General features: G+C 66.0%; 12 protein-coding genes and 1 pseudogene. 7 read left to right on the forward strand and 6 right to left on the reverse strand.

What is annotated here, in order from left to right; all coding sequences use genetic code 11:
- Positions 1-199: 199 nt before the first annotated feature.
- Complete coding sequence (gene hisN, locus SI859A1_RS04445; RefSeq protein ID WP_040326274.1) at positions 200-970, forward strand: histidinol-phosphatase; 771 nt, start codon at positions 200-202, stop codon at positions 968-970.
- An 87-nt stretch (positions 971-1,057) separates the two neighbouring features.
- On the opposite strand, the gene SI859A1_RS04450 is transcribed toward hisN, so the two are convergent.
- Entirely contained in the window at positions 1,058-2,032 is a 975-nt protein-coding gene (locus tag SI859A1_RS04450) for an alpha/beta fold hydrolase (protein WP_009208655.1), read from the reverse strand.
- Positions 2,033-2,427: 395 nt separating this feature from the next.
- A complete protein-coding gene (locus SI859A1_RS21295) occupies positions 2,428-2,661 on the reverse strand; it encodes a hypothetical protein (protein WP_148233731.1) in 234 nt (77 codons plus the stop codon).
- On the opposite strand from SI859A1_RS21295, the gene SI859A1_RS04455 reads away from it, so the two are divergent.
- Positions 2,660-3,127, forward strand: a complete 468-nt coding sequence (locus SI859A1_RS04455; RefSeq protein WP_040326275.1) for an Hsp20 family protein — start codon at positions 2,660-2,662, stop codon at positions 3,125-3,127. The two genes, SI859A1_RS21295 and SI859A1_RS04455, sit on opposite strands and share 2 nt — an antisense overlap.
- Positions 3,128-3,420: 293 nt before the next feature.
- Complete coding sequence (locus SI859A1_RS04460; RefSeq protein ID WP_009208657.1) at positions 3,421-5,202, forward strand: SIR2 family protein; 1,782 nt, start codon at positions 3,421-3,423, stop codon at positions 5,200-5,202.
- A 227-nt stretch (positions 5,203-5,429) separates the two neighbouring features.
- Here SI859A1_RS04460 and SI859A1_RS21820 read toward each other — a convergent pair whose 3' ends face one another.
- Positions 5,430-5,654, reverse strand: a complete 225-nt coding sequence (locus SI859A1_RS21820; RefSeq protein ID WP_024348933.1) for a ribosome modulation factor — start codon at positions 5,652-5,654, stop codon at positions 5,430-5,432.
- Between the two features lie 346 nt (positions 5,655-6,000).
- Positions 6,001-7,050, reverse strand: coding sequence for a threonine aldolase family protein (locus tag SI859A1_RS04470; protein WP_009208658.1), 1,050 nt, complete (start codon positions 7,048-7,050; stop codon positions 6,001-6,003).
- A gap of 610 nt (positions 7,051-7,660) precedes the next feature.
- On the opposite strand from SI859A1_RS04470, the pseudogene gltB reads away from it, so the two are divergent.
- Together gltB and SI859A1_RS04480 are read left to right on the forward strand one after the other, a co-directional pair.
- Positions 7,661-12,286: pseudogene (gene gltB / locus SI859A1_RS04475) on the forward strand (glutamate synthase large subunit); the annotation flags it as partial.
- A gap of 116 nt (positions 12,287-12,402) precedes the next feature.
- Positions 12,403-13,857 carry a glutamate synthase subunit beta gene (locus tag SI859A1_RS04480; protein ID WP_009208660.1) on the forward strand — a complete coding sequence of 485 codons (1,455 nt, stop codon included), beginning with the start codon at positions 12,403-12,405 and terminating at the stop codon, positions 13,855-13,857.
- 578 nt (positions 13,858-14,435) lie between these two features.
- Here the strand turns inward: SI859A1_RS04480 and SI859A1_RS04485 are convergent.
- Both SI859A1_RS04485 and SI859A1_RS04490 read right to left on the reverse strand, forming a co-directional pair.
- The gene (locus SI859A1_RS04485; protein WP_009208661.1) at positions 14,436-15,836 is read right to left on the reverse strand and encodes an SGNH/GDSL hydrolase family protein; all 1,401 of its coding nucleotides are present in this window, start codon (positions 15,834-15,836) and stop codon (positions 14,436-14,438) included.
- A gap of 35 nt (positions 15,837-15,871) precedes the next feature.
- The gene (locus tag SI859A1_RS04490; RefSeq protein WP_040325256.1) at positions 15,872-17,101 is read right to left on the reverse strand and encodes a lytic murein transglycosylase; all 1,230 of its coding nucleotides are present in this window, start codon (positions 17,099-17,101) and stop codon (positions 15,872-15,874) included.
- Positions 17,102-17,359: 258 nt separating this feature from the next.
- On the opposite strand from SI859A1_RS04490, the gene galU reads away from it, so the two are divergent.
- Both galU and SI859A1_RS21300 read left to right on the forward strand, forming a co-directional pair.
- On the forward strand, positions 17,360-18,265 hold the full coding sequence (gene galU / locus SI859A1_RS04495; protein ID WP_009208663.1) for a UTP--glucose-1-phosphate uridylyltransferase GalU: 906 nt from the start codon (positions 17,360-17,362) through the stop codon (positions 18,263-18,265).
- Between the two features lie 304 nt (positions 18,266-18,569).
- Positions 18,570-19,280: a hypothetical protein gene (locus SI859A1_RS21300; protein WP_009208664.1), complete on the forward strand. Its 711-nt coding sequence runs from the start codon at positions 18,570-18,572 to the stop codon at positions 19,278-19,280.
- Positions 19,281-19,432 lie beyond the last annotated feature (152 nt).

Below are 19,432 nucleotides of genomic sequence, written 5' to 3' on the forward strand. Positions count from 1 at the left end.
ACTGCGACAGGATGCAAGCGGAATCTGCATCGAAATCGTGCAGAAAAGTTTGCCGCCACATATTAAGGCATCTGTCGCGTCCGCCGATGGCCGGAGGGCGTGGGGGAAACGCTGCGCGGCGCGCATTCACAGGTCGCCCGGTTCGCAGCGATCCGCTAGGATCTGGGTTCTTTGGAGCCATGGATTCTTCGCGCGCATGATTCTTCCCGACGTCTCCTTCCTGTTCGAACTCGCCGATGCGGCGGATGCCGAGACGCTGCCGCGGTTTCGCGCCGGCACGGCCGTGGACAACAAGCGCGCCGCGGATTTCGACCCCGTGACGGAAGCCGACCGGGCGGCCGAACGGGCGATCCTTTCGGCGATCGCGGCGCGCTATCCGGACCATGCGGTGCTCGGCGAGGAATTCGGCGCAAGCGGCACCAGCGACCGGCTGTGGGTGATCGATCCGATCGACGGCACCCGCGCCTTCATCTCCGGCGTGCCGGTGTGGGGAACGCTGATCGGCTATTGCGAATCGGGCCGGGCGCGGGTCGGCATCATGTCGCAGCCCTTCACCGGCGAGCGTTTCGTCGCCGACGGCGAGGCGGCGTGGGGCCTGCATCGCGGAACGCGCACGCGGCTCGCCGTGCGGGACGTGCGCCGGCTGGACGAGGCTACGCTGTTCACCACCTCGCCGCGGCTGTTCGAGCCGAAGGGGACGCCGCCCTTCGAGGCGCTGGAGGCCAAGGCGCGGCTGACGCGCTTCGGCACCGATTGCTACGCCTTCTGCATGCTGGCGGCGGGGCAGGTGGATCTGGTGGTGGAGACCGGGCTGAAGCCCTACGACATCGTCGCGCTGGTGCCGATCATCGAGCAGGCCGGCGGCATCATCACCCGGCTCGATGGCGGGCGGCCGGAATCGGGCGGCGACATCGTCGCGGCGGGAACGCCGGAGCTGCACGCGGCGGCGCTGGCGATGCTGAACCGCTGACGGTCGCTGGCCCCGGCGCGGGCTGGGCGTCATGCCGCGGTGACATCGTCGGTGTTCGCGCGGGCCGGGCCCCAAGGCGTGTCCGGGTCAGTCGAGAGGCAGGGCGCCGGCGGTGAAGGATTCGAACGCCTCCATGAAGGGAGCGCGGAAGCGGTCGGCCTCCTGCAGCAATTCGTGCCGGGCGAAGGGGATGGTCAGGCTGGAGCCCGAGCGCATGCGCCAGGCCAGCCGCTCGGCGGCGCGGCTGTCAACGACCGCGTCATGGCCGGCGGTGACGATGAGGGTAGGCACGCCCAGCCGGGCGATGTTGTCGGAATCCTCCAGCCGCCGCATGGCGCCGGTGACTGCCGCCAGCCACGCCACGGTCGGCTTGCCGAGAAACAGCCAAGGCGCCGCCTCGGCGAGGGCGGCGTTGCGGGCCAGGCGCTTGGGATCGCTGCTAAGGGCGGGGCTGGCGGCGCGGACGCGCCGGCCGGGCAGCAGCGACGGGGCGACCGGCAGGCGGCCGAGGCCGAGCCAGCGGCCGAGCCGGGCGAGACGATGCAGGCCTCTTGTGCCGATGGCGCGGTTCGCCGGGAAGGCGACGAGCGGCGCGCTGAGCACCATGCGCTCGATGCTGTTGACCAGGCGCGGCGCCGCGGTCAGCGCGACGAGGCCGCCCATGGAATGGGCGAGGATGACGAAGGGGCCGCGGCAGTCGGGCAGGGCGACGTCCTGGATGAAGGCTTCCAGATCGTTCACATAGGCGCCGAAGCGGCGGACATAGCCGCGGCGGCGATCGCGCAGCATGCGCTCGGAGCCGCCCTGGCCGCGCCAGTCGAAGGTGGCGACCATGTAGCCGCGGCGATTGAGCTCGCCGATGGTCTCGAAATATTTCTCGATGTTCTCGTTGCGGCCCTGCAGCAGGATGACGGTGCCGCGGGTGCGCTCCAGCGCCGAGGGCGAGACCGCATATCGCAGGCGCTTGCCGTCGGGGGCGCGGAAAGTCGAGGCGGTGATGCCGGCGGGCGCCGGATTGGCCTCGGTGACGACGAGTTCGTCCGGATTGAAGGCTTCGTTCATGTCGTTTCCGCTTCGCCCGGGACCGGCCGTTCTGCTGGCAATCCGGCGGCCATGGCCGTTGCGCGCTTTTAGTGGCCGGGGCCGGGCGGGTCAAAGCCTTCCGCGTTGGCGGCCGGCCGGGGCGGCGGCTGTGCGGGGGCGGAAACGCGGAGGCGCGAGGCTGGGGCGTGTCGGCGGGACAGAGGTGGAAAGGGGATCGACCGGAAGCCCTTTGACGGGCTTCCGGCCGGAGCGGCCACAGCGGAAGGGACGGGACGCTGCGACCGTTTGGCGGGCCGCCCGATGTCTCGTGGGCGGCTGAAATCTGACGCCACATTGCACCAGGGCAGATGAACGGCCCCGGAAGGCGGCATTCATCTGCGGTTCAGGCGGACCCGCCGGAAAACCATGCACGATCAGAGCGTTGGGCAGCCCGTTGGGGCGGCACGCCTGCGACGCGCGCGCGGGAGGGCGGACCTGAGAAAAATCTGCACGGCCGGCTTGCGGGCGCTCTTGAACGGCAAAAATCGCGCCATTATTTTTGTCACGCGGTCGCCGAGACGGGGCCGCACGCCGGGCTGCATCGCCAATTCGGGATGCGTGCCGGGCGCCTTACGCAAACCTCGTTGCTTCTGAATGGAGAACATCATGCGTCATGTCGACTTTGCCCCCCTCTATCGTTCCACCGTCGGTTTCGACCGTCTGTTCTCGCTGCTCGACAGCCAGACGCTCGCCGACAACGGCCAGACCTATCCGCCCTACAACATCGAGCGCACCGGCGAGAACGCCTATCGCGTGACGCTCGCCGTCGCCGGCTTCGGTGACGAGGAACTGTCGATCGAGGCGCGCGAGAACGTGCTGACGGTCAAGGGCGAGAAGGCCGAGAGCCAGGAGAGCGAGACGTTCGAGACGCTCTATCGCGGCATTGCCGGCCGCGCCTTCGAGCGCCGCTTCCAGCTGGCCGAATATGTCGAGGTGAAGGGCGCCGCCCTGAAGAACGGCCTCCTGCATATCGACCTCGTGCGGGTGATCCCTGAGGCGATGAAGCCGCGCCGGATCGCCATCACCACGGCCGACAATGTCAACGAGAAGCAGATCGAGGCGAACGCCGCCTGATCGGCAGACCCGGAACGGGAAGAGAGCGGCGCCGGAAACGGCGCCGTTTTTGTTTGGGGGGAGCGTTGAGTCGGCGACGTGCTTTGGCGGCTGGTATGGGTGGCAAGCGGATGGTTAGCTTTCGGACGGTGAGGGACGAAAGCCGTCATTCGGTCGATGGATGCATTGCTGCAAAGCAACCGCTTCTTTGCTTAAGAACCCTAGTTTGCCGTCCGAGATGAGAGCATATCAATTGGAATCGGAGCGGTGCGTCAGTTGGCAGTGTTCAACCCGGAAACCAGGAGGGATTCAGATTGCCTCTTCTCACACACGACCCTTTAACTCAGCTCGCATTCTCCATCTACGAGAATAAGGGCGTCTTCGCTGTTCTACTCGGCTCCGGTCTCTCGCGCGCAGCGGAGATCCCGACCGGTTGGGAGATCACCCTTGATCTTATCCGTCGCGTGGCGCTCGCGCAGGGAGTCGAAGATCAGCCCGATTGGGCCGCATGGTATCGCGATAGGACGGGCGAGGAGCCGAAGTACTCGACCCTCCTTGAGGAGTTGGCCTCCTCGCAGGAAGAACGCCGCTCGATCCTACACGGCTACATCGAACCGACTGAAGAAGACCGCGAAGAGGGGCGGAAAGTCCCCACTGCCGCCCATAACGCGATCGCGGATCTTGTGCGCGGCGGGTACATCCGCGTGATTGTCACCACCAACTTCGACCGGCTCATGGAAAACGCGCTACGCGAGCGCGGCATCGAGCCGACGGTCGTGGCTTCCGTAGATGCGCTCGCCGGGGCGGAACCGATTACACATAGCGCCTGCTACCTCCTGAAGCTGCATGGCGACTATAAAGACGTGCGCATTCTCAACACCGAGGAGGAGCTGAGTGGCTACCCAGCGCCGTATGACGGGCTGCTTGACCGCATTCTGGATGAGCACGGGCTGATAGTATGCGGCTGGTCGGGTGACTGGGACCATGCGCTGCGAGCGGCATTCTTTCGCGCGCCGAACCGCCGTTATTCCTTGTTCTGGGCCGCGCGTGGCAATCTCGGTGGTGGTGCGCAGGAGCTAGTCGATCATCGTCGGGCCCGCGTTATCCCCATCGCCGATGCAGACGGCTTCTTTTCCTCGCTGCGCCAGCGCGTCGAGACGCTTGAGCAGAGCCAGCGGCAGAACCCGCTCAGCATTGAATTGCTGGTGAACAGCGCAAAGCGCTTTCTCGCAAAGCCGGAGTACCGCATTCAGCTCGACGAACTGTTCACCGCAGAGACCAACCGGCTCATCGCGCAGCTCGACACGGCGGAGTTCGCGCCACCCGGCCAGTGGGATCAGTCCCTCTTCCGAGCGCGCGTCTCCAAGTATGAAGCCGCCAGCGAGGGACTTGCGACCATGGCGGGCGTGCTCGGTAGATGGGGCGACGACACCGAATTGCCGCTCGTACTTGACGTCGTACGCAGCCTCTATACCCACGCAGAGAAGGTCGGCGACGGTCTCACGTTTTTCCTGAACCTCCGGTCCTATCCAGCAGTTCTCGTCTTCACCGCTTACGGGCTCGGCTTGACGCGCGCCGGACGATGGAGCGCGCTGCATCACCTCTTCGATTCCGTCATTCATCGCGAGCACAGAGAGCCGGTTAGGACTATCGAAACGCTTTTCCTCGGGGCCTGGAAAGGCACCGAGAATGACGCGTGGAAGCAGATCGAGGGACTTGACCGACACAAAACACCGCTCAGCGATCACCTGCTCACGATCTTCTCCGAGTGGGGCAAGAGCTTCATCGGGCTGGCACCCGATTTCGAGCTTATTCTCGAGCGGTTCGAGCTGCTTGGCTCTCTGGCGCACCTTGAGCAATATGATAAGGCGGTCGTTCAGCAGGAACTTGCGGGCGAGCCCCGCAATGGCTGGGCATGGATGCCGGTCGGGCGCGCTGGGTGGCACGAGGCGAACGCCGACCGTCTCGTCTCGGAGATCCAGACGGGGCTGACTAGGAACCTGCTAGTACAGGCGGGATTCGCCAAAGGTGATCCAGAGTTTATGGATCTCTTTATTCAGAACTTCCGGCGCGTGGCCAGGCGGATGCGATGGTGACAATGGTCGCCCTGAAGCATTCGGACACGTTGCGGTACCTCAGCGAGTTGCAGCTCAGAAGAGGTATCTTCTGGCGCAGCTGATCGTATGGCAGGTTTCGGCGCGCGACGAAGGCGCTCCGGATGGCCAACTGGGGTCGAAAGCCGCCGTCCATTTGCTTTCCGTCCCCGCACAAAAAACGCGACGGCCGGGGCCGTCGCGCCTCGTTCGTGCCCAGCCCGGCCGCGTCAGGATTCGTGGGGGGCGTCGTGGCGGCCGAGATTGGTGGCGGTGCGGGCGTCCTTCATCATGCCGGCATGCTGGCCGGTGCCCGTCGGCGCCGCGTTGCGGGCCGTGGTCCAGCCCTCCATCCACGCGGCGCGCAGGGAAGAGCCGGCCGGATATTCGCAGGACGACATCGGGAAATTGTTGCGGAAAGCGAGTTCGCCCTGATGAAACGCGTCTGTGGACATGACGTTCTCCTCTGGCTGTGAACCTACGCTACGGAAATCCCGTGCGCGGTCAACCGTTCCGAAGAAATCCGTCCATCGGCCCGATCGGCCCGGGGCGCGCGTGCCCCGGTCGAGACCCGTGGTCGTCCGCGGGTCACGCTCGACGCGCGATCCGGCCCGTGGGGCTTTCTCGCCAGAGGGACGTCAGAGGCCGGCCAAGGCCCAGTCAGGGACCTGTCGAAGGCCGGTCAGGGGCCTCTCATAGGCCGCCTGGGGCCTGTCGAGGGCCGATTTGCGGCCGACGGGGGTCGCTCGGGACTTGATCAGAGGCCGATCGGCCGTCGCTCGGGCGACCGATCGGGCTGGATCAGGCCAGGAGTTCGCAGAAGCGGTCGACCTCGTCGGGGGTCGTCGACCAGCTCGTGACGAGGCGCACCAGATGCTCGTCGTCGCCGACGATGTCGTGGAAGCCGTGCGGCGGGTTCCAATCGTAGAAGACCGCGCCGCGGGCTCTCAGCGCCTCGGCCCGGTCGGCCTTGAGAATGGCGAAGCTCTCATTGGTGTGGGTCGGCCACGCCTGGCGGGCCTGGTTGCTGGCGTCGAGGCCGGCGCGCAGGCGGTCGGCCATGCGGTTGGCATGGCTGCCGAGCTCGAGCCAGAGATCGTTCTCCAGATAGGCCATGAACTGGGCCGCCACGAAGCGGGTCTTGGAAAAGAGCTGGGCACCGCGCTTGCGAATATAAGGAAACTGGCTGGCCTTGGCGGGGTCGAAGAAGACCACGGCCTCGGCGCACCAGCAGCCGTTCTTGGTGGCGCCGAAGGACAGGATGTCGACGCCGCGCTTCCAGGTCATCTCGGCCGGCGTCATGCCGGTGGCGGCGAGGCCATTGGCAAAGCGCGCGCCGTCCATGTGGAGCGCGAGATTGCGGTCGTGTGCGATCTTCGCGATCGTCTCGATCTCGTCGCCGCTGTAGAGCGTGCCGGCCTCGCCGGGCTGGCTGATGGTCACGGCCATGGGCTGGCCGGCATGGACGAAGTCCGGCTTGAAGCGGGAAATCTCGCGCTTCAGATTGTCCGGGTCGATCTTGCCGTCGGGGCCGTCGATCGGCGCCATGCGGGCGCCATGGGTGAAGAATTCCGGCGCGCCGCACTCGTCCTCGATGACGTGGGCCTCGCGGTGGCACAGGACGACGCCGCCCGGCCGGTTGACCGCGGCGAAGGCGAGGGAGTTGGCGGCGGTGCCGGTGCCCACGAAGAACACCGCGACCTCGCGCTCGAACAATTCGTCGAAGCGGCGCTCGACGCGCCTGTCGAGATCGCTCGCGCCATAGGCGGCGGCCATGCCGGCGCCGTGGGCGGTGAGGGCTGCGTTGATCGCCGGATGGGCGCCAGACCAGTTATCGGAAGCAAAGATCATGGCGGGCAGTTATAATGCGCCGCGGACAAGGGCAAGCGGGGCGCGGCGCGGATCTCGTATGCACTGCGGGCATGCGGCGGCGGTTGCCGGGTGCGATCCCCGCGGGCGAGGCGGGTCGCCGGAAGACCAGCGCGCGGCCCGGCGGTTGGCGAATCCGCGTGGGCCGGAGAGGCGGCGCTGCCGGGGGTGGCCTTGTGGCGTGGCACCGCTTCTGTCATATTACGGTCGATAGGACAGTGATGCTGCCATAAATCGGCTGGTGAAAAAGCGCGATCTGGCACGATGGCGCGCGGAAAAGACGCGCCCGGGTTCTATCCTGACGCCAGCGGCCATGCGAAAAGCCGGCGGAAACGAGACATTGTCGCTCGGGTTCGGCCCGGACGCCTGAGGGAGCTTCTCCCGCAACAGGCGGACGGCGCGGGACCGGAGCCAAGGTTGCGCCTGAAACGGCGCGACAAGATGCGCGGCCGGCAACGGCGGCGCGACGACGGGAGACGACGCGATGACGAAGCTGACGCCATCCAACGCCGGGACCTTCGGGACCACGATCTCGAACGACACCGCCGCCGCGACCATCGGTGCCGCGATCAAGCCGCGCACCATGCCGGAGAAGATCGGCCTCTACGATCCGCGCAACGAGCACGATGCCTGCGGCGTCGGCTTCATCGCGCATATGAAGAACCAGAAGTCCCACTCGATCGTCGAGAAGGGCCTGCAGATTCTGGAGAACCTGACCCATCGCGGCGCCGTGGGCGCCGATCCGCTGATGGGCGACGGCGCCGGCATGCTGGTGCAGATCCCGGACCGGCTCTACCGCGAGGAGATGGCCGGCCAGGGCATCGAACTGCCGGCCGCCGGCCAGTACGGCGTCGGTCACGTCTTCATGCCGCAGGACGCCGAGAAGCGCCGCCACATCGAGGCGGTGTTCGAGGAGGTCGTGCGCGAGGAGGGCCAGACGGTTCTGGGCTGGCGCGACGTGCCGGTGGACAACGGGCAGCTGTCCAAGGCGCCGGAGATCGTGGCGACCGAGCCGGTGCACCGGCAGGTCTTCATCGGCCGGGCGCCGACGCTGACCAGCGACGACGAGTTCGAGCGCCGGCTGTTCATCCTGCGCAAGGTCGTGTCGAACCGCGTCCATGTGGAGACGGAAGGCCGCGACATCGGCTTCTATGTCGTGTCGCTGTCGGCCCGCACCATCGTCTACAAGGGCATGTTCCTGGCCTACCAGCTCGGCGCCTATTACGCCGACCTCACCGATCCGCGCTTCGAAAGCGCGCTGGCACTGGTGCATCAGCGCTTCTCGACCAACACCTTCCCGTCGTGGAAGCTCGCCCATCCCTACCGGATGGTCGCCCATAACGGCGAGATCAACACGCTGCGCGGCAACGTCAACTGGATGGCGGCGCGCCAGGCCTCGGTCGATTCGGAGCTGTTCGGCAACGACATCTCCAAGCTGTGGCCGATCTCCTACGAGGGCCAGTCCGACACCGCCTGCTTCGACAACGCGCTCGAATTCCTGACCGAGGGCGGCTATCCGCTGTCCCACGCCATGATGATGCTGATCCCGGAAGCCTGGGCCGGCAACAAGCAGATGCCGAAGGACACCCAGGCGTTCTACGAGTATCACGCCGCGCTGATGGAGCCGTGGGACGGCCCCGCCGCCGTCGCCTTCACCGACGGCCGCCAGATCGGCGCGACGCTGGACCGCAACGGCCTGCGCCCGGCCCGCTACATCGTCACCGACGACGATCTGGTGATCCTGGCGTCGGAAGCCGGCACGCTGCCGGTGGACGAGGCGCGCATCGTCAAGAAGTGGCGGCTCCAGCCGGGCCGCATGCTGCTGATCGACCTGGAGAAGGGCGGCATCGTCTCGGACGAGGACATCAAGCGCGAGACGGCGTCGGCCAACCCCTATGGCGAGTGGCTGAAGAACACCCAGATCATCCTGGAGAACCTGAAGCCGGTGGCGCCGCGCGCCTCGCGCTCGGACGTCTCGCTGCTCGATCGCGAGCAGGCCTTCGGCTACACGCTGGAGGACACCCGCACGCTGATGGCGCCGATGGCCACCACCGGCCAGGAAGCGATCGGCTCGATGGGCACCGACACGCCGATCTCGGCGATGTCGTCGTCGTCGAAGCTGCTCTACACCTATTTCAAGCAGAACTTCGCCCAGGTCACCAACCCGCCGATCGACCCGATCCGCGAGGAGCTGGTGATGAGCCTCGTCTCCTTCATCGGGCCGCGGCCGAACATCTTCGACCTGGAGGGTTCCTCGCGCCGCAAGCGGCTTGAGGTGCGCCAGCCGATCCTGACCAATGGCGACCTGGAGAAGATCCGCAACATCGGCCACACCGAGGACCGGTTCGACACCAAGACCATCGACATGACCTATGCGGCGGAAGCCGGCGCAGCGGGCATGGCGGGTGCGGTGGAGCGCCTGTGCGAGCGCGCCGAGGCGGCGGTCGCGGGCGGCTACAACATTATCATCCTGTCGGACCGGCAGGTCGGCCCGGACCGCATCCCGATCCCGGCGCTGCTGGCCTGCGCGGCCGTGCATCATCACCTGATCCGCAAGGGCCTGCGCACCGCCGCCGGCCTGGTGGTGGAATCGGGCGAGCCGCGCGAGGTGCATCACTTTGCGTGCCTGGCGGGTTATGGCGCCGAAGCGATCAACCCGTATCTGGCTTTCGACACGCTGCTCGACATGCACCGGCGCAAGGAATTCCCGCCGGAGGTCGACGCCAACGAGGTGGTGACCCGCTACATCAAGTCGGTGGGCAAGGGCCTTCTGAAGGTCATGTCCAAGATGGGCATCTCGACCTACCAGTCCTATTGCGGCGCGCAGATCTTCGACGCGGTCGGCCTGCAGTCGGAATTCGTCGAGCGCTACTTCACCGGCACGGCGACGACCATCGAGGGCGTCGGCCTGGAGGAGGTCGCCCGCGAGACGGCCGAGCGCCATGCCCGCGCCTTCTCCGACGATCCGGTCCTGCAGCGCTCGCTGGATATCGGCGGCGAATATGTCTACCGCATGCGCGGCGAGACCCACATGTGGTCGCCCGACGCGGTGGCGACGCTGCAGCACGCCGTGCGCACCGATTCCTGGGAGAAGTACCAGGACTACGCGAAGATGGTGAACGAGGCGGCGGTCGAGAGCTCGACCATTCGCGGCCTGTTCCACATCAAGATGGCCGAGGAAGCCGGCCGCACGCCGGTGCCGCTGGACGAGGTCGAGTCGGCCAAGGACATCGTCAAGCGCTTCTGCACCGGCGCCATGTCGTTCGGCTCGATCTCGCGCGAGGCGCATACGACGCTGGCACGGGCGATGAACCAGATCGGCGGCAAGTCGAACACCGGCGAGGGCGGCGAGGAATCGGACCGCTTCCTGCCGCTGAGCGACGGCACGGCCAACCCCGAGCGTTCGGCGATCAAGCAGATCGCGTCGGGCCGTTTCGGCGTGACGACGGAATATCTCGTCAATGCCGACATGCTGCAGATCAAGGTGGCGCAGGGCGCCAAGCCCGGCGAGGGCGGCCAGCTGCCCGGCCACAAGGTCGACGCGACCATCGCCAAGACCCGGCATTCGACGCCGGGCGTCGGCCTGATCTCGCCGCCGCCGCACCACGACATCTATTCGATCGAGGATCTGGCGCAGCTGATCTACGACCTGAAGAACGTCAATCCGGCGGCCGACATCTCGGTCAAGCTGGTGTCGGAAGTCGGCGTCGGCACGGTCGCGGCGGGTGTCGCCAAGGCGCGCGCCGACCACATCATCGTGTCGGGCTATGACGGCGGCACCGGCGCTTCGCCCATGACCTCGATCAAGCATGCCGGCAGCCCGTGGGAGATGGGCCTCGCCGAGACCCAGCAGACGCTGGTGATGAACGGCCTGCGCGACCGCGTCTGCCTGCAGGTCGACGGCGGCCTGCGGACCGGCCGCGACGTCATCGTCGGGGCGCTTCTGGGCGCCGACGAGTTCGGCTTCTCGACGGCGCCGCTGATCGCCGCCGGCTGCATCATGATGCGCAAGTGCCACCTGAACACCTGCCCGGTCGGCGTCGCCACCCAGGACCCGGTGCTGCGCAAGCGCTTCAAGGGCGCACCGGAGCACGTGATCAACTACTTCTTCTATGTCGCGGAAGAGGTGCGGATGATCATGGCGGAGATGGGCGTGCGGACCATGGCCGAGCTCGTCGGCCAGTCGCAGCTGCTCGAGAAGAAGCCGATGATCGAGCACTGGAAGGCGCGCGGTCTCGACTTCTCCAAGGTGTTCTACAAGCCCGATGCGGCGGCCGACGCGGTGCGCTGGACGAAGCTGCAGGAGCACCCGATCGACGACATCCTCGACCGCAGGCTGATCGCCGAGGCCGAGCGGGCCCTGTCGGCGCGCGAGCCGGTGACCATCGAGACGCCGATCTCCAACGTCGACCGCTCGACCGGCGCGATGCTGTCGGGCGAGGTGGCCAAGCGCTATGGGCTGAAGGGCCTGCGCGACGACACCATCACCGTGAAGCTGACCGGCACCGCCGGCCAGAGCTTCGGCGCGTTCCTTGCCCGCGGCATCACCTTCGAGCTGACCGGCGACGGCAACGACTATGTCGGCAAGGGCCTGTCGGGCGGCCGCATCGTGGTGCGTCCGCGCGAGGACACCCGCATCGTGCCGGAGGAGTCGATCATCATCGGCAACACGGTGCTCTACGGGGCGATCTCGGGCGAGTGCTATTTCCGCGGCGTCGCCGGCGAGCGCTTCGCGGTGCGCAATTCGGGCGCCGTGGCGGTGGTCGAGGGCGTCGGCGACCATGGCTGCGAGTACATGACCGGCGGTGTCGTCGTCATTCTCGGCGAGACCGGCCGCAACTTCGCCGCCGGCATGTCGGGCGGCGTCGCCTATGTTTATGACGCGGTGGGCGACTTCGCCGAGCGCTGCAACATGGCCATGGTCGATCTGGAGCCGGTTCCGGAAGAGGACGACATCATGGAGAAGCTGCATCACCATGGCGGCGACCTCCAGTACAAAGGCCGGGTCGACCTGTCCTCGGACATGACCGGCCACGACGGCGAGCGGCTGTTCCAGCTGATCTCCAACCATCACCACTATACCGGCTCGCGCCGGGCGGCGGAGATGCTGGAGAACTGGGAGGAGCACCGGCCGAAATTCGTCAAGGTCATGCCGGTCGAATACCGCCGCGCGCTGCAGGAGATGGAGCGCATGCGGCTCGGCGTCGCCGCCGAGTGATCCACCGCGATGCGCCGCGTGGCTGATCTGCCGCGCGGCGCCGGTGGGCCCTTTGGGCTGGACGTCGAGCATTGGGTGCGGCACTGAAGCCCGCACAAGAGACTGTTGGAGTGGGTATGGGTAAGGTCACCGGATTTCTCGAGATCGATCGGCAGACGCAGAAGTATCAGCCGGCGTCCGATCGAATCCGCCATTTTCGCGAGTTCACCCTGCCGATGTCCGACGCGGAAGTCGGCAAGCAGGCGGCGCGCTGCATGGATTGCGGCATCCCCTATTGCCACGGGCCGACGGGCTGCCCGGTGCACAACCAGATCCCGGACTGGAACGATCTGGTCTATTCCGGCGACTGGGAGACGGCCGCCCGCAACCTGCATTCGACCAACAACTTCCCGGAGTTCACCGGCCGCATCTGCCCGGCGCCCTGCGAGGAAGCCTGCACGCTGAACCTGGAAGACGCGCCGGTCGCCATCAAGACCGTCGAGCAGGCGATTGCCGACAAGGCCTACGCGCTGGGCCTGATCCGGTCGCAGCCGGCCAAGCAGCAGACCGGCAAGACGGTGGCGGTGATCGGCTCGGGCCCGGCGGGCCTCGCCGCGGCCCAGCAGCTCGGCCGCGCCGGCCATGCGGTGCATGTCTATGAGCGCGAGTCCCGCCCCGGCGGCCTGCTGCGCTACGGCATTCCCGACTTCAAGATGGAAAAGCACTGGATCGACCGCCGCGTCGAGCAGATGGAAGGCGAGGGCGTCACCTTCTTCTGCGGCGTCAATGTCGGCGTCGACAAGACCGTCGAGGAGCTGCGCGCCAGCTACGACGCGGTGCTGTTCTGCGGCGGCTCCGAGCGGCCGCGCGACAGCGGCATTCCGCATAACGGCCTGTCCGGCGTCTACGACGCGATGCCCTATCTGGTGCAGCAGAACCGCCGGGTCGGCAGCGAGCCGGTCGAGAGCGTCGGCTGGCCGTGCGAGGAGATCTGGGCCGGCGGCAAGCATGTCGTCGTCGTCGGCGGCGGCGACACCGCCTCGGACTGCGTCGGCACGGCCTTCCGCCAGGGCGCCGTCAAGGTGACCCAGCTCGACATCCGGCCGCAGCCGCCCAAGACCGAGAACAAGCTGGAAGTCTGGCCCTACTGGGCGACCAAGATGCGCACCTCGTCGAGCCAGGCCGAGGGCGCGATCCGCGAGTTCCAGATCGCGACGCTCGAATTCGTCGGCGAGGACGGCGTCCTGACCGGCGTGAAATGCGCCCAGGTGGACGAGGCCCGCAAGCCGATCGCCGGCACGGAATTCGTCATCAAGGCCGATCTCGCCTTCATCGCCATCGGCTTTGCCGGGCCGTCCGAGACCGGCTTCATGAGCGATGTCGGCGAGGCGCTGCGCACCAACACCGACCGCCGCGGCAATGTCTCCATCGCCGCCGACGATCTCGGCTACCTGACCTCTGTCGACAAGCTCTACGTCGCCGGCGACAGCCGCCGCGGCCAGTCGCTGGTCGTCTGGGCGATCCGCGAAGGCCGCCAGGCGGCCCGCGCCATCGATCTCGACCTGATGGGCGCCACGACGCTGCCGCGGTAGGGCGGCGATGCGTCGTCGCCCGGCGGCTTGGCCCTCGAGGGAGCGGACGGCGCCGAGGGCGAGGCATGGGTCCTCGGGTCGGAGCCCGAGGATGACGACCTTGTTTGAGGGGCAGCGCTCTATCGCCGGGGGCGTGGCTCTATCGGCTGCTGCGTCGCGGAGCTTCGGTTGGCCGACGGTAGTGTTTGCCGCGACCGCTTACCCCTGCGGGATGGTGCCGCTGGCTTCGCTGCAGGAGGTGTCACTCCCTCTCCGCGCGTCTACGCCACGCCGCATCCTTCGCAGTGCGACGCTGCAAGTTGGGGCGTTGCCCCCTCCGCGCGTCATCCTCGGGCTTGACCCGAGGACCCATGCCAAATCGTTAAGTTGATCTGTGCGGTGGCGGTTGGCTGCTGCAGGGCGTTGGTTGGTTTGCCGTTGGCGAAGTAGGAGGCATCGGCAGCGAGGCATGGGTCCTCGGGTCGGAGCCCGAGGATGACGACCTTGTTTGAAGGGGACGGCTTGTCGCCGGGGGCGTGGCTCTGCCCAGGGGCCGCGACGTAGCGCTTCGGCTGGCCGTCGGTGACGCGTGTCGCCGCTTACCCCTGCGGCGCCGATCCGCTGGCTTCGTCGTTGGAGCGGGACCAGTCCTCGATGATGGCGTCGAGGATGGAGGGCATTTCCTCCGGCGGCTCGATGCCGTCGCTTTCGCGCAGCTTGTTGAGGTCGAGGGAGCCGCGATAGGCGATGGGCGGGCCGCCCGGCGACACGGCGGCGCGTTTCTCGTTCCAGGCGAAGTCGTCGGCGCGGCCGGCGATGTTGCCGGTGCTGTTGCCGTTGAGGACAAGTCGGTCGCGCGGCGAGGGCTCCAGCGAGAAGCCCTGGACCGTGCCGGCACCCAGCAGCCGGTCGGCGCCGTCGAGGGAGGGATCGTCGAGGGCGACCGGCGCCGCGGTGACGGCGTTGGCGGCGTTGCTGATCGGCGGCAGCTGCATGTTGGGCAGCTGTTCCTCGCTGAGCGAGAAGGCGGTTCCGGGGGCCGCCGGGTTGCGTAGGCGCTTGGTGATGGCGCGCTCGGCGAAGAAGGCCAGCTTGTCGGCGCCGTCGCCGGTCATGGTGATGCCGTCGGAGCCGCGCAGCTGCACCTTCTGGCCGCTGACGCCGGGGCCGGAATAGACGAAGCCGCCATTGGCGTCGACGAAGCCGTCCCAGACATCGACGAACTCGCCGGAGACGCTGGCCACGCCCTTGCTGTAGAGATCGTTGAGGAAGATCATGTCCTCGCTCATGCGATCGAACTTGAAGGACGGCACGCCCACCCAGACGAGGGGGACGTTCTTCTCCTTCGCGGTGCCGGCGATGGCGGCGATGCGCTTCTGGTACTCTGCGACCCAGGCATCGGAGCGCAGCGACGCGCTGCCGCTGCCGGTGTCGATCTGCTGGCGGTCGTTGGAGCCGATCATCATCACCACGACGGCCGGCTTCTCTTCCTCCATGATCGGACCGAGACTGGTCCGCCAGTTGTAGTAATCCTCGCGCACCAGGCCGGAGGAGCCGTTGGCGCGGGCCTTGACCACGACGTCGGCATTGTCGGCATAGACGTCGGACAGGCCCTTGGCGAGGCTGTCGGCCATGAAGTCGCCGACGACGAGGACGATCTGGGCGGTGTCGTTCTTGTCCGGCGCGGCGGCGGCTGCGGGGGCGGCCGGCGTGCGGGACGGGCTGCTGCGCCGGGAGGAGGAGGAAGAGGAGGAGCGCGAGCGGCGGGTGCGCTGCTTGCGCGGGGCGGCGCGCTTGCGGATGACGCGGCGGGGCGGCGCAGCCTCGCGGGTCTGGTTGCCGAACAGCATTTCCAGGACGGTGCGCGGGCGCTGCTGGGCGTAGGCCGCCGATTGCGGCACCACCGCCGTGACGAAAACGGCAATGGCCGCCAGCGCGGCGACCATCATCCTGGCGAGCCAGCCCCTTGCGGGACTGCTGCCGTGTCGAGCTCCCGCCATCGGGGTCTCCGTTCTCTCGTTTGCGCCGCGGCCCGTCAGTTGCGTCGCAGGAAGTCGAGCAGCGCCTTGGAGGCGTTGCCATCCTGGGCAAGACCGGCCCGACCCTGCAACGCCATGATCGCCGATTTCGATCCGTCGCCGATCTTACCATCGATCTTGCCGTCATACAGCCCGCGCGAGGCGAGGTGCTTCTGCAGTTCGTAGCGCTCGTTGGTGGAGAGCGGCGTGTAGCCGCGCGGCCAGTCGCGATAGAGGCCGTGATAGCCGGCGATCTGGTCGGCCAGGAGGCCGACGGCGAGGGCGTATTTGTCGGAGTTGTTGTAGTTCTTGAGGACGAAGAAGTTCTTCGACATCAGGAAGGCCGGGCCGCTGTCGCCGGCGAGCCGGACGAGGTTGGCGCGGTCGGACGGATAGGCGAAGCCGCTGCCGTTGGGACGCGAGAAACCGAGGCCCTGCCACTGGGATAGGCTGCGATTGTCGCGCTCCAGCTTGCCGCGATACTGGCTCGGCACCTCGACCTCGTAGCCCCAGGTCTTGCCGGTCTGCCAGCCGTTCTTGCGCAGGAGGTTGGCGGCGGTGGCCAGCGCGTCGGGGATCGAGCCCCAGATGTTGGGATGGCCGTCGCCGTCGATGTCCGCCGCATAGGCGAGGTAGCTGGTCGGGATGAACTGCGTGTGGCCCATGGCGCCGGCCCATGAGCTGGTGAGGTCGCCCGGGGCGACGTGGCCGGCCTGGACGATCTTCAGCGCCGCGATGAGCTGCTGGCGGGCGAACTTGGCCCGGCGCTTGTCGAGATAGGCAAGGGTGGCCAGCGAGCGCGGCAGGTTCTTCATGACGTCGTCGCGGGCGAGGATGGCGCCGTAATTGGTTTCCATCGACCAGATCGCCAGAAGAATGTTGCGATCGACGCCGAAGCGCTTCTCGATCCGGTCGAGCCAGTCTTTGTATTTGGCCGCCATCTGGCGCCCCTTGGCGACCTGCTCGTCATTGACGCGGTTGTCGAGATAGTCCCAGACGGTGGAGCGGAATTCGGGCTGGTAGCGGGCTTTCTCGACGACGTCGGGATCGGGAGAGGTGACGCCCTTGAAGGCAGCCCGGTAGACGTCGCGGCTGATGCCGTTGGAGGCGGCGACGGATTCGAAATCGGCGATCCAGCGCTGGAAACCGGCATCGGCCGAGGCCGGAGCTGCCGCGGCAAACGCCAGCACAAGCGCCAGAAGGATCGAGCCCAGCCATGTCTGCCGGATTGCGGAGGCTCGTTGCATATGTCTTCTCCTCGGATGGGGTCGCTGCGCGAAGCGCAAGGCTAGACGCATCTCGTTAAGCGATCGTTCACCACGCCGGCGCTCGGGCCGCCATTGCCGACGAGCCGGCGATCGTGGTCTGGCAGGACCGGAATAAACCGCTATTTCACGGCAAAATGGCGGCGGGCACTGCGTCACGGCAGCGTGCCGGGCGGCCCGCGGTCGTCACTTTGGCATCAACGAACACTGTTATCAGCGAACGATGGGGACGGTTGGAGAATGAAGAAAGTCAGAAAAGCGGTGTTTCCGGTGGCCGGCCTCGGCACGCGGTTCCTGCCGGCGACCAAGTCGATCCCCAAGGAGATGCTGACGGTCGTCGACCGGCCGGTGATCCAGTATGTGGTCGACGAGGCGCGCGAGGCGGGGATCGAGCACCTGATCTTCGTCACGGGACGCAACAAGGGCGTCATCGAGGATTATTTCGACATCCAGGTGGAGCTGTCGAACACCCTGGCGGAGCGCGGCAAGACGGCCGAGCTCGACCTTCTGGACCGGCTGCAGCCGAAGCCCGGCACGGCCAGCTTCACCCGCCAGCAGGCGCCGCTCGGCCTCGGCCATGCGGTGTGGTGCGCGCGCGACCTCGTCGGCGACGAGCCCTTCGCGCTGCTCCTGCCGGACATGATCATGCAGGCCGAGAAGGGCTGCCTTGCCGAGATGGTGCGGCTCTACGAGGAGACCGGCGGCAACGTCATCTCGGTGGAGCAGTGCGACCCGCAGGAGACCGACAAATACGGCATCGTCGGGCGCGGCGAGGAGGTGGGCTCGGGCTTCCGCCTCGACGGCATGGTCGAGAAGCCGAAGCCGGCCGAGGCGCCGTCGAACTACTACATCTCCGGCCGCTACATCCTGCAGCCGCAGATCTTCGACATCCTGGAGACCCAGGAGAAGGGTGCCGGCAACGAGATCCAGCTGACCGACGGCATGCTGAAGCTGGCCGACCAGCAGGATTTCTACGCCTATCCGTTCCACGGCCGCACCTTCGACTGCGGCTCGAAGGAAGGCTTCATCGAGGCGAATGTCGCCTTCGCCCTGTGGCGCCCGGACATCCGCGACAAGGTCATCGGCAACATGGAGCGGCTGATGGACACGGTGAAGCCGAAGGACGCGGCGAAGGCCGCCGAATAGCGGCACTGTAGAGACGGTAGAACGCGCCGGCGGTGTGGCCCTGAGGGGCGGCCGCCGGCGTTTTTGTGTCGGGCGGTTGGGGCGCGGTGGCGGCAACCGTATGACCGGCTTGGATGGGAAGAGGAATGGCAGGTGTCAGCCGAGCCGAGACGTAGACGGACATTGATGATCAGGGAAAGCTCGAGCCGGAATTGGCAATCCTGTTTCAGGAATACTTGATTGCGACTGATTCAACCGCAGCGTAATGTGAGATAGCTGCCGCGCAAGGGGGAATTCTCGCGGCGCGCGCAAACAGGGGAGAATCATGTCGAAGACAGCTTATATTTATTCAATCGCGCTGGCGCTTTACGCTACCCCCGCTTTTTCTCAAGATCCGCAGGAAATTTACGAAATAGGACTTGCCGCGCAACTTGCAAAGCAGTGCGATACATTGAAGTTGTCGGATAAATCGAAGTATGACGCAGAGATACATTCTAAATCACCATATTTCGCCAAGGGAGTTAGCAAGGTAGCAATTTTGTTCGCTCAAAGTACGCAGGAATATGATCAAGCAATAATATGCAGTCAGTTTAGCGGTAAACTCGGAGATCGATTAGTCGACGTAATTGCGCCAGTGCCGTCCAAACCCGATAATCCAGGAAAGCCGTTCGCTTACATCTGCGCCGTAGACGAGCTTGAGTTAAAAATAGGCGACGAGATTTCCAAAAAAGATATGAGCAATATAGGGGTTAGCTCCCTTATAACAGAAGTAGAAATAATACATTGTGCGCAAGAGTGCATTACGGCTAATTTTTCCCATCAAGACGATAATCTTAGACGCATCTACATTGCAGAAGATGGACAAAAATTTATCACAAGTATAATTGCGATTGCTATAGCGGGGCTCTATCAGCGCGAACGGCAAATGGATGATTATCTGGCTGAGTATGACTATACCGCTACGTGTATTGACGCTGAAGACAGTTCAACGGCCCAGGAGCTCGCTGAATCAATACGAAAAAGAGCTGCGAAATAGCATTATCAATCGGTTTCGTCGTTGGCGCGGCGCAGAGCCTCCGAAACAGAAGACGGCTACGAGCCGAGAACTCTCGATGCGCTGAATCAGGGTTTTATTATTCTGTTTCGCAGAACGAGGGTGCGCTCTCAAGGTAAGGCTGAAGGCCCGTG

The organism is Aurantimonas manganoxydans SI85-9A1, from assembly GCF_000153465.1.
Lineage (GTDB): Bacteria > Pseudomonadota > Alphaproteobacteria > Rhizobiales > Rhizobiaceae > Aurantimonas > Aurantimonas manganoxydans.